At 36.2% G+C, this 12,462-nt stretch carries 9 protein-coding genes; 8 read left to right on the top strand and 1 reads right to left on the bottom strand.

Annotated elements, in window-relative coordinates; genetic code table 11:
• Positions 1–18 precede the first annotated feature (18 nt).
• Entirely contained in the window at positions 19–1,008 is a 990-nt protein-coding gene (locus ACKTTZ_RS16340; protein WP_253317531.1) for a sterol desaturase family protein, read from the bottom strand.
• A gap of 203 nt (positions 1,009–1,211) precedes the next feature.
• On the opposite strand from ACKTTZ_RS16340, the gene ACKTTZ_RS16345 reads away from it, so the two are divergent.
• The 8 genes from ACKTTZ_RS16345 to purH all read left to right on the top strand — a co-directional run bounded on the left by ACKTTZ_RS16345 (position 1,212) and on the right by purH (position 12,433).
• Positions 1,212–3,071, top strand: coding sequence for a glycoside hydrolase family 13 protein (locus ACKTTZ_RS16345; RefSeq protein ID WP_407846033.1), 1,860 nt, complete (start codon positions 1,212–1,214; stop codon positions 3,069–3,071).
• A 9-nt stretch (positions 3,072–3,080) separates the two neighbouring features.
• Positions 3,081–3,599, top strand: a complete 519-nt coding sequence (locus ACKTTZ_RS16350) for a nuclear transport factor 2 family protein (protein ID WP_034695902.1) — start codon at positions 3,081–3,083, stop codon at positions 3,597–3,599.
• On the top strand, positions 3,599–5,017 hold the full coding sequence (locus tag ACKTTZ_RS16355; protein ID WP_407846034.1) for an MFS transporter: 1,419 nt from the start codon (positions 3,599–3,601) through the stop codon (positions 5,015–5,017). Before ACKTTZ_RS16350 ends, ACKTTZ_RS16355 begins: the two co-directional genes overlap by 1 nt.
• Positions 5,018–7,487: 2,470 nt before the next feature.
• Positions 7,488–8,216 (top strand): pirin family protein, encoded by a 729-nt coding sequence (locus tag ACKTTZ_RS16360; protein WP_407846035.1) that lies wholly within the window; start codon positions 7,488–7,490, stop codon positions 8,214–8,216.
• Between the two features lie 37 nt (positions 8,217–8,253).
• Positions 8,254–8,805 (top strand): NADPH-dependent FMN reductase, encoded by a 552-nt coding sequence (locus ACKTTZ_RS16365; protein WP_034696329.1) that lies wholly within the window; start codon positions 8,254–8,256, stop codon positions 8,803–8,805.
• A gap of 282 nt (positions 8,806–9,087) precedes the next feature.
• Positions 9,088–10,080 carry a phosphoribosylformylglycinamidine cyclo-ligase gene (gene purM, locus ACKTTZ_RS16370; RefSeq protein WP_034696328.1) on the top strand — a complete coding sequence of 331 codons (993 nt, stop codon included), beginning with the start codon at positions 9,088–9,090 and terminating at the stop codon, positions 10,078–10,080.
• A 99-nt stretch (positions 10,081–10,179) separates the two neighbouring features.
• Positions 10,180–10,746, top strand: coding sequence for a phosphoribosylglycinamide formyltransferase (gene purN / locus ACKTTZ_RS16375; protein ID WP_407846036.1), 567 nt, complete (start codon positions 10,180–10,182; stop codon positions 10,744–10,746).
• Between the two features lie 169 nt (positions 10,747–10,915).
• Entirely contained in the window at positions 10,916–12,433 is a 1,518-nt protein-coding gene (gene purH, locus ACKTTZ_RS16380; protein WP_407846037.1) for a bifunctional phosphoribosylaminoimidazolecarboxamide formyltransferase/IMP cyclohydrolase, read from the top strand.
• Positions 12,434–12,462 lie beyond the last annotated feature (29 nt).

Raw genomic sequence — 12,462 nt, forward strand, 5'->3', positions numbered from 1 at the left:
TCGATGGCCGGGGTATTTTTATTTATCCTCTGCCTGTTGAATCAGTTGGGAATATTGATTTTCAGATTCTAATAGTTGCTCCTGTACTTTAACAGGAGTTTTTACTTTCTCTTTATATTCTTTCTGGTACTGTTTGACAGTTTTTCCAGTACCGTCATGCCTCCATCCCGGCGAATAAAAAAGATATTTAATGCGGTCTTTAAAAGAGATTCCCGGCTGTCTGATATCTTTCCCTATTCTTCTCCATTCATAGAAAAGCATCGTTGCAGGGTCTTTGGATTTTATTTTAGGATAAACACCATATTTTACAGGAACTTCAGGATCTTCTTTTTCAAAAGTTCCGAAAATTTTATCCCAGATAATCAGTCCCATTCCCATGTTACGGTCCAGATATTTGATATTACAAGCGTGATGTACTCTGTGATGAGAAGGGGTAACCAGGATATATTCTAAAAATCCCATACTTTTAATGGATTGAGTGTGTACAAATGTACCGTAAATCTGTATGGAAGAATACGCTACCAGAATATGCCACGGATGAAAGCCCATGAAAGCTAATGGAGAGAAAAATAAATACCTGTACAAGGGCTGAAATACAGGACTTCTGAACCCTGTACTGATATTGAAATAATCAGAATTATGGTGCGTAATATGTACCGCCCAGAAAACACGTGAATGATGATCTACATAATGATGGACATAATAAGCAAAGTCCTGAGCCAGGAATACGGCGATCCAGTACCAGATTCCTTCCTGCCAGTCGAAAAGACGATGTTGGTAAAAAAACATCATAACGAATAATGAAAAACCTTTCATGATGATGTCTAGCCCATAATTAAGCAAGGCGAAAAGAACATTTGTTGCTACATCTTTAGTCTCATATATTTTCTCTTTATTAAAATGACTGTAGGCCATTTCCAGGAAAATTATAGCAGCAAAAACAGGAATTGTCCATGTGTAAACAACATCCGGTCCTTCAGTTTTGAATATATTGCTGAAATCCAACATTTTTTCTATAAAACTAAACATAAAAAGCATGGGAAATTAATTTTATGCATGAATTTTTTGTGAAAAATTTAATTATTCTTTATAAAATTTAAAATGAAGATATTTAATCTTATCATCTTCTAGAAATGAAGATGAAAAAAAGAGGTTTTCCGTAACATTTTTGAACGTGTATTTGAAAATTTAATGCTAAATTGAAAACTAATATGAAGACAATATATGCAGCATTCGCCCTTTCAATAGCTTCTTGTGCTTTTTCTCAGAAAAATCTGGAAAGAGTAGAACCGGCTTTCTGGTGGAAGGGAATGAAAAATCCTGAACTTCAGATTCTTGTGTACGGAAAAGAAGTGGCTAATAACGAAATTACGCTTTCAGATGGAATACAGATTAAAGACATCCGGAAAGTAGACAATCCGAATTATGTTTTTATTACAGTCAATACCAACGAGATAAACGTTCCGAAGTTTGCTATCAATCTTAAAAAAGGCAAAAAAAATATAGGTTCATACACTTATGAGCTGAAACAAAGAAATCCGGGATCTGCCAACCGTGAATCTTTTACTTCAAAAGATCTCATGTATCTGATCATGCCGGATCGATTTGCCAACGGTGATGAGAAGAATGACTCAAGGCCGGAACTTACCGAGAAAGCAGATCGCAGTCTTCCAAACGGCAGACATGGAGGTGATCTCCGTGGGATTATCAATAACCTTGATTATATTCAGAATCTGGGAGCAACAGCAGTCTGGCTTACTCCAGTGAATGAAGACAACGAAAAAGTGTATTCCTACCACGGTTATGCTCAGACCGATCTGTATAAAATTGATTCCCGCTACGGTACCAACGAAGAATATAAAACATTATCTCAGGAACTGAATAAACGAAAGATGATGCTGGTGATGGATTATGTTACCAATCACTGGGGTGGCTCACACTGGATGATTAAAGATCTTCCTTCCAAAGACTGGATCCATTGGTTTGATGAAGGAGAAAAAGGATTTAAACGTTCCAATTATAAAACCACAACGCAATTTGATACCAATGCTTCTGATATTGATAAAAAATATGCACTGGATGGATGGTTTGATACTACGATGCCTGATATCAACCAAAAAAATCCATTGGTTCTGAAGTATCTCATACAAAATGCAATCTGGTGGATAGAATATGCCGAACTGGGAGGATTTCGTGTAGATACCTATCCTTACAATGATAAAGATGCGATGGCAAAATGGGCAAAGGCAATCACTGATGAATATCCGAAATTCAATATTGTAGGAGAAACCTGGCTTTATACAGCGGCACAAATTGCAGCATGGCAGAAAAATTCGAAGATCGGAGAAATAGAAGGGTACAATTCATATTTACCTTCTGTGATGGACTTCATGCTGTTTGAAAATATGCCTAAAGCCCTTAAAGAAAAAGAAAGCTGGGATAAAGGAATGATCCGTATTTACGATTCTTTTACCAGTGATTTTCTTTACCCGGATATCAATAATACGCTTGTTTTCTTCGAAAATCATGATACCGAAAGATGGAACGAAATCTTTAATGCAAACCCTGATGCCTATAAAATGGTACTCACTCTGATCTCGACAGTAAGAGGAATTCCACAGATTTATTACGGATCTGAAATAGGAATAAGAGGCGATAAAAAAGCAGGAGGCGATGCCGATATCCGCAGAGATTTTCCGGGAGGATGGAAATCTGATCAACAAAATGCTTTCAATTCATCTACTCAGACTCAGGAGCAGAAAGAATTTTTTCAGTTTACTCAAAAATTAATGAACTGGAGAAAAGGCAAAGAGGTGATTCATAATGGAAAGACTAAAAATTTCGTTCCTCAGGATGGTGTTTTTGTGTACTTCAGATATAATGCAAAAGAAAGTGTAATGGTAATCATCAACAATAATGAAAAAGATCAGTCGTTAGAATTGAAACGATTTGCGGAATCACTTAACGGATTTGCAAAAGGAAAAGAGATTATTTCAGGCAAAGAAATTTCATTACAAAACAATATGAATATTCCTGCGAAAACATCATTGATTATTGAACTAGAAAAATAATAATACCATATGAAAAAACTAACGACTGCTTATACATTAATCCTTTTTTTACTGGGATTCTCTTTATTTACCGCACAGTCAAAAAATACATTTGAGAAAGAAAAAACGGAAATAAGTATGATGCTGGACACTTTCAATGCAACAGCTGCAAAGGCGGATTACACAGGATATTTTAACCTCTTTGCAGATGAATCTACCTTTATTGGAACAGATGCTACCGAAATCTGGGATAAAAAAGCATTTATGGTGTGGGCAAAACCTTATTTCGACAAAAAGAAAACCTGGAATTTTAAAGCGCTTAAAAGAAATATTTACTTCAGCAAAGATGGAAAACTGGCATGGTTTGATGAATTATTGGATACGCAGATGAAAATTTGCAGAGGTTCCGGAGTGGTAGAAAAAATCAATGGAAGCTGGAAGGTAAAACAATATGTTCTTTCTGTGACAGTTCCTAATGAAGTGGTAGATAAAGTGGTTACTGAAAAAGCACCTATCGAAGATGCATTAATTCAAAAACTGAAGTCATAATGGCAATAATGATGGGGAAATATGATACTGGGGCAGTCGGGAAAAGAAAAAAGCCAGACTTATCAATGCTCCAGATTATCAATATGAGCATGGGATTCCTGGGAATTCAGATGGCATTTGGACTACAGAATGGAAATGCGAGCCGTATTCTTGGGAATTTAGGAGCAGATGTACACGAATTATCGTGGTTCTGGCTGGTGGCCCCCATTACAGGTCTGATTGTTCAGCCTATAATCGGCCACATGGGCGACAATACTTGGAGTCCGTTGGGTAGAAGAAAACCTTATTTCCTGATTGGCGCTGTTTTGTGTGCTATAGGATTGGTTTTGCTTCCTAATGCAGCTTCAGTTACGCAGATGTTTGCGGCCAATGCTCTTTTGTTAGCGGTAATATTCCTTGCCATGATGGATGCTTCGGTCAATATTGCGATGGAGCCATTCAGAGCTTTGGTAGGAGATATGCTTCCCAAACATCAAGGTACTATAGGATTTTCCGTACAAACGATTTTAATTGGAATCGGTGCGGTACTAGGCTCTTATCTGCCGGATTGGTTAACAAAAATGGGAATTTCCAATGTAGCTCCAGAAGGATTTGTTGCGGATAATGTTATTTACTCTTTTTATATTGGTGCAGGATTGCTTATCATATCAATTCTATACACCATCATGACAACCAGAGAGTATTCCCCACAGGAATTTGCTGATTTTGAAGATGGAAAAGAAGGAGAACAACATAACTCTAAGTTTTCAGATATTTTTAAAGATTTTGCTGCGATTCCTGCACAGATGAAAAAGCTGGGAATTGTTCAGTTTTTCTCATGGTTTGCATTGTTTACGATGTGGGTTTTCACAACCAGTGCATTGGCAACCCATCATTTTGGACTTTCCCCGGAAGATACCCATTCCAAAGCATTTAATGATGCAGGTGACCTTACCGGAAAACTTTTCGGAATGTATAATCTCTGGGCAATTCCGTTTGCGTTTCTGTTAACACCTATCGCTAAACTTATTGGTAAAAAACAGACTCATGCTTTAGCTTTATTGTGTGGAGGTTTGGGACTGGTTTCAATGTACTTTATTAAAGATGTCAACAACCTATGGATTTCAATGATCGGATTAGGTTTTGCCTGGGCAAGTATTCTGGCAATGCCTTATGCCATGCTTATTGAGGTGATTCCACAACGGAAAATGGGTGTTTATATGGGAATATTCAACTTCTTTATTGTCATTCCACAGATCATCAATGGTTTATTCGGAGGTCCCATTGTAAGTGGTATTTTCGGAAAACAGGCTATGGATTATGTTGTTGTAGGAGGTGTTTGCATGCTGATCGGAGCTGTAGTAACCATGATTTTTGTAAAATCTGAAGATGAAACACCAAAGGAAATTGAAGAAGAAATCAAGCAGGTACATTTTTAAATTAGAAACTAGAAGTTAGAGGTTAGAAATTAGTAATGTAATCTGTTTTGAAATTAATTTAAAATAGCATCATACAATTCAATAGGAGCGGGCTTTAGCCCGCTTTTCTTTTAAACATTCATCAATTGGCTTTAGCCAAAACTTAAAATCTATCTTTCGTATACTTATTAGTTTTTTTGATCTTAAGATTATAATAATCTCCCACAGATTTTCACAGGTAACACAGATGTTTGCACTTATTTAATCATTGGAAGAAAAAAATATCCAGTATAAAATTTTATCACAGATAAAATCCTTGCGCCCTAAAAACATATCAAATGTAAAAAAAATCGCGTCTTTGCGTAATCCAACCTATAAATGATTCTCACTTTCTGAGCTCTCTCAACCCCTTTTACTTCTCCAATTTCCTTTCTTAATCTACATTAACTTTTTAAACACCCACATCATACTTATCTGTTTTTTTTGATCTTAAGATTATAATAATCTCCCACAGATTTTCACAGGTAACACAGATGCTTGCACTTATTTAATCATTGGAAGAAAAAAATATCCAGTATAAAATTTTATCGCAGATAAAATCCTTGCGCCCTAAAAACATATCAAATGTAAAAAAAAATCGCGTCTTTGCGTAATCCAACCTATAAATGAACCTCACTTTCTGAGCGCTCTCAACCCTTTTTACTTCTTCAATTTCCTTTCTTAATCTACATTAACTTTTTAAACACCCACATCATACTTATCTGTTTTTTTTTGATCTTAAGATTATAATAATCTCCCACAGATTTTCACAGGTAACACAGATGTTTGCACTTATTTAATCATTGGAAGAAAAAAATATCCAGTATAAAATTTTATCACAGATAAAATCCTTGCGCCCTAAAAACAGATTAAATATAAAAAAAATGCGTCTTTGTGTAATCCAACCTATAAATGAACCTCACTTTCTGAGCGCTCTCCCTTTTTACTTCTCCAATTTCCTTTCTTAACCTACATCAACTTTTTAAACACCCACATCATACTTATTAGTTTTTTTGATCTTAAGATTATAATAATCTCCCACAGATTTTCACAGGTAACACAGCTGTTTGCACTTATTTAATCATTGGAAGAAAAAAATATCCTGTATAAAATTTTATCGCAGATAAAATCCTTGCGCCCTAAAAACATATCAAATGTAAAAAAAATCGCGTCTTTGCGTAATCCAACCTATAAATGAACCTCACTTTCTGAGCGCTCTCAACCCTTTTTACTTCTTCAATTTCCTTTCTTAACCTACATTAACTTTTTAAACATCCACATCATACTTATCTGTTTTTTTTGATCTTAAGATTATAATAATCTCCCACAGATTTTCACAGGTAACACAGATGTTTGCACTTATTTAATCATTGGAAGAAAAAAATATCCAGTATAAAATTTTATCACAGATAAAATCCTTGCGCCCTAAAAACATATCAAATGTAAAAAAAATCGCGTCTTTGCGTAATCCAACCTATAAATGAACCTCACTTTCTGAGCGCTCTCCCTTTTTACTTCTCCAATTTCCTTTCTTAACCTACATCAACTTTTTAAACACCCACATCATACTTATTAGTTTTTTTGATCTTAAGATTATAATAATCTCCCACAGATTTTCACAGGTAACACAGATGTTTGCACTTATTTAATCATTGGAAGAAAAAAATATCCAGTATAAAATTTTATCGCAGATAAAATCCTTGCGCCCTAAAAACATATCAAATGCAAAAAAATGACGTCTTTGCGTAATCCAATCTATAAATGATCCTCACTTTCTGAGCGCTCTCAACCCTTTTTACTTCTCCAATTTCCTTTCTTAACCTACATCAACTTTTTAAATACCCACATCATACTTATATGTTTTTTTTGATCTTAAGATTATAATAATCTCCCACAGATTTTCACAGGTAACACAGATGTTTGCACTTATTTAATCATTGGAAGAAAAAAATATCCAGTATAAAATTTTATCACAGATAAAATCCTTGCGCCCTAAAAACATATCAAATGTAAAAAAAATCGCGTCTTTGCGTAATCCAACCTATAAATGATTCTCACTTTCTGAGCGCTCTCAACCCCTTTTACTTCTTCAATTTCCTTTCTTAATCTACTAAACACCCACATCATACTTATCTGTTTTTTTTGATCTTAAGATTATAATAATCTCCCACAGATTTTCACAGGTAACACAGATGTTTGCACTTATATATAATCAGCTCAATCATTGGAAGAAAAAAATATCCAGTATAAAATTTTATCGCAGATAAAATCCTTGCGCCCTAAAAACATATCAAATGCAAAAAAATGACGTCTTTGCGTAATCCAATCTATAAATGATCCTCACTTTCTGAGCGCTCTCAACCCTTTTTACTTCTCCAATTTCCTTTCTTAACCTACATCAACTTTTTAAACACCTACATCCCGTACATTTGTACTATAAATAATCACAGAAATGAAAACAGTATATCATAAAGCAGATTCAAGAGGCCATGCCAATCACGGATGGTTAAATTCATACCATACATTCAGTTTTGCCAACTATCAAAACAGAGAAAGAACGAACTTTGGCGTTTTAAGAGTATTGAACGATGACACCGTTTCTCAGGGAATGGGCTTTGGAACACACCCGCACAGAGATATGGAAATTATTTCAATCCCTTTGGAAGGCGATTTGGAGCATAAAGATTCAATGGGAACCACAGCGGTGATCAGAAAAGGAGAAATTCAGGTGATGAGTGCCGGAACCGGTGTTATGCACAGCGAATACAATAAAAATAAAGACGAGGAGGTGAAATTCCTTCAGATCTGGGTGTTCCCAAAAGAACAGAATGTAGAGCCGAGATACGATCAGAAAAGTATCAAAGAAGGTGGGAAAATCAACGGATTCCAGCAGATCTTATCTCCCAATAAAAATGATGACGGAGTTTGGATTCATCAGGATGCCTGGTTCAATCTGGCCAACTTTAAAAAAGGGAATGGCAAAAATTATATGCTCAACAAAAAAGGAAATGGAGTCTATGCATTTGTGTTAAAAGGAAGTGCAAAAATCGGAGACCGTGTTCTGAATGAAAGAGACGGATTGGGAATCTGGGATACCCAGAGCTTTAATATCGAAGCCGTGGAAGACACAGAAGTATTATTAATGGAAGTCCCAATGGAATTGCCTTCTTATCTTAAATAAAAAACTAAATTTGTAATCTTAAAAATAAACCTCACCTATGAAAATTTTAGCAATAGCAGGAAGTAACTCAGAAGCTTCAATGAACAAACAGTTGGTAGCTTATGCATCAACACTATTTGAAAATGCAGACGTAGAAGTGATAGACTTAAATCCTTTCGAAATGCCAATCTATAAACATGAAAGAGAATTAGCAGGAGGTGTTCCTCAGGAAGCTCATGATTTTGCAGCAAAAATTGATGGCGCAAACCTATTGTTGGTTTCTTTAGGAGAGCACAACGGAACCTATTCTACAGCATTCAAAAATGTATTCGACTGGGTATCCAGAATCAAAGACAGAACCGTTTGGAATGAAGTACCAATGCTATTGATGTCTACATCTCCCGGAGGCAGAGGTGGAGCAGGTGTTTTGGAAGCAGCATCAAAGCGTTTCCCTTTCCATGGAGGAAATGTGGTAGAAACTTTTTCTCTTCCTTTCTTTAATGATAACTTTGATAAAGCCGCTCAGAAAATTTCTAATGAAGAGAAAAACAGCGAGTTAAAAGAAAAAATTAAGAAGATTGCAGCCATTGAAACAATCCTTGAAAAATAGAATTTGAATATTCATTTAAAATTACTATTTTTGCAAAAAGAAAAGAGATGAAAATTCAGACCTCCTATAAACAATGTTTTTCTCATAAAGGGAAAGTTGTGGGCTCTGAAATTCTGAGATAAAATAACGGCCGATAATCTGAAAAGATTGTCGGCTTTTTTGTTTTCTAAAATCGAGTATAAAAGTAATTGAAATATTAAAAGATAAGAAGACACAGGACGTCAGATGCAAGACAATAAATCATCTGAAATCTGAATCTGAAATCTAAAAATCTAAGCAGACATGAGCAACACTTACAAATCAGCAGGAGTAGACAAAGAAGAAGGATACAAAACGGTTGACAAGATCAAAAAAGCGGTCGGTGAAACCCACAATTCCAATGTACTGAACCACTTGGGAAGTTTTGGTGCTTTCTATGAAATCGGTGGATACAAAAATCCGGTTCTTGTATCAGGAACAGATGGAGTAGGGACAAAGCTGAAAGTAGCTTTAGATACCAAAAAATATGATTCTATCGGTGTAGATTGTTTCGCAATGTGTGCTAACGATATCCTTTGCCACGGAGCCAAACCTTTATTCTTCTTAGATTATCTGGCTTGTGGAAAGCTTGATTCAGAAATCGCTGCAGAAATCGTTTTAGGAATGGTTGCCGCTTGTAAAGATAACAACTGTGCACTGATTGGTGGTGAAACTGCTGAAATGCCTGGTATGTACCAGCCTGGAGATTATGATGTTGCAGGATTCTGTGTAGGAATCGTAGAAAAAGATCAGATCATTGACGGTTCTAAGATCAAAGCAGGGAACAAAATTATTGCGTTACCAAGCTCAGGATTCCACTCAAACGGATTCTCTTTAGTAAGAAAAGTATTCCCGAACTTTGAAGAAGAGTTTGAAGGAAAACCATTATATGAAACACTTTTAGTGCCTACAAGACTGTACTACAAAGATATTCACAAAGTATTGGAAGAAGTAAAAGTAGAAGGAATTGCTCACATCACAGGAGGTGGTCTTTACGAAAACGTTCCTAGAATTATTCCAGAAGGACTTTGTGCTTCTATTGACGAATCAAAAATCAGAATTCCTAGTGTTATGCTTGAGCTTGAAAAAAGAGGTGGAGTAAAACGTGAAGAAATGCACGGAACATTCAACATGGGTGTAGGAATGGTAATCGTTGTAGATGCTGAACATGCTGAAAAAGTATTGCACCTTTTAGATGACGCTTACGAAATCGGTGAAATCACTGAAGGAGCAGAGAAAATTAATTTAAAGTTTTAGAAGCTTAATCCCGCTTTCCGCTATATCTTTTTTGCCAGTGCTTTTTTACAAAGCCATTTCAAAAAAAGGATGCCGCTGCAATCGGGGCTAATTAGAAATATGAAGAACATCGTTGTACTCGTATCCGGTTCAGGAACCAATCTGCAGAGAATCATTGATACCATTGAAGCTGGGGAAATCCAGAATGCAAAAGTAACTTTGGTGGTAGCAGACAGAGAATGTTTCGGACTGGAAAGAGCAAAGAATCACAATATAGAAAACATATTGATTCCAAGAGGAAAGAACTTCAGCAGCGAGTTGGCTAAAGTAATCCCTGAAAATACAGATTTAATCGTATTGGCCGGGTTTTTATCCATCTTAAAATCTGAATTCTGTGAAAACTGGAATGGTAAAATAATCAATATTCACCCGGCTTTGCTTCCGAAATTCGGAGGAAAAGGAATGTGGGGAATGAACGTTCACAATGCAGTTATTGAAGCCAAAGAAGTAGAGAGTGGGGCAACTGTACATTTTGTAACGCCAGGGATTGATGAAGGAGAAGCTATTCTTCAGAAGTCTTTCGAAGTAACCGCTGAGGATACTCCTGAAACTCTGGCTCAGAAAGTTCACCAGATTGAATATGAAATATTCCCGTTAGCGATCAATAAGGTCCTGGGAAACCTGTAATGTAACAATGTACCAATTTATCAATAATGGTAATTGTCATTCTGAGCATAGCGAAGAATCTCATTGTTACATTAAGAAAAAAAATCTAAGTAAAATAAAAGTAAGTTCGGAGGTGAAAGACCCGGACACAGTTTGAAATAGCTGTAAAAAGTAAAAAATTGAAAGTAAAATGAGTAAAAAGAGAGTTTTAATCAGTGTTTCTGACAAAAGTGGATTAATTGAATTCGCACAGTTTTTGGAAGCTCAGAATTATGAGTTGATCTCTACAGGAGGAACGTTCAAACATTTGAAAGACGCTGGTTTAAATCCTATTCAGATTGATGAAGTTACCAATTTCCCTGAAATGTTGGACGGAAGAGTGAAAACTTTACACCCAAAAGTTCACGGAGGATTGCTGGCTGTTCGTAACAACGAAGTGCACATGCAAACCGTTCAGGAGCACGGGATTGATCTGATTGACATGGTGATCGTAAACCTTTACCCTTTCTTTGAAAATGTAAACAAAGACATTTCTTTACATGAAAAAGTAGAGTTTATCGATATCGGAGGTCCTTCAATGCTTCGTTCTGCAGCGAAAAACTTTGATTCTGTAACAGTAATCACTGATGTTGAAGATTATGCAGCAGTGAAAATTGAAATGGAGCAAAACGGTGATACGTATATCGAAACCCGTAAAAAGCTTGCAGGAAAAGTATTCAACCTTACCTCTGCGTATGATGCTGCGATTTCCAGAATGCTCTTAGATGAAGAATATCCTACTTATCTGAATGCTTCTTATAAAAAAGTAGCAGATCTAAGATATGGAGAGAATCCTCACCAGACAGCAGCTTACTACGTTTCTACTTTCGAGAACGGAGCGATGAAAGATTTCGAGCAGCTTGGAGGTAAAGAACTTTCTTTCAACAATCTTCGTGATATGGACCTTTGCTGGAAAGTTGTCACTGAGTTCAAAGAAGAAATGGCTTGTTGTGCGGTAAAACACTCTACACCTTGTGGCGTTGCGATCGGAACTTCAGCATTGGAAACGTATCAAAAAACATTTGAATGTGATCCGGTTTCCATCTTTGGCGGAATTGTTGCAATGAACTATAAGATTGATGCAGCTACAGCTGAAGAATTAAATAAAACTTTCCTTGAAATTGTAATGGCTCCTGAATTTGATGAAGAAGCTCTTGAAATTTTAAGAAAAAAGAAAAACCTGAGAATCATCAAAATCGTAAACCCTGTTTCTGACAAACAGACCTGGGTAAAAGTAGACGGAGGAATCCTTGTTCAGGATAATGACCTTCACTTCTCAGATGATATCAAAGTGGTAACTGAAGTACAGCCTACAGAAGAACAGAAAAAAGCATTACTTTTCTCTCAGAGAGTAGTAAAATATGTGAAGTCTAATGCAATCGTAGTTTCCAACGGAATTCAGGCATTCGGTATCGGTGGCGGTCAGGTAAACAGAATCTGGGCGACTCAGCAGGCTATCGAAAGAGCAAAAGAAAAATTCTCAGGAGATTTGGTACTGGCTTCAGATGCATTTTTCCCTTTCCGTGATGTGGTAGATTTCTGCGCTCAGGAAGGTATCAAGGCGATTATTCAGCCGGGTGGAAGTGTAAAAGATCAGGATAGTATTGAGGCTGCCAATGAGCACAATATTCCCATGATGTTTACAGGTGTCAGACACTTTTTCCACTAATTAAAATAGAATTAAAAAATAATTAGGGA

The organism is Chryseobacterium sp. KCF3-3 (assembly GCF_045865955.1).
Lineage (GTDB): Bacteria > Bacteroidota > Bacteroidia > Flavobacteriales > Weeksellaceae > Chryseobacterium.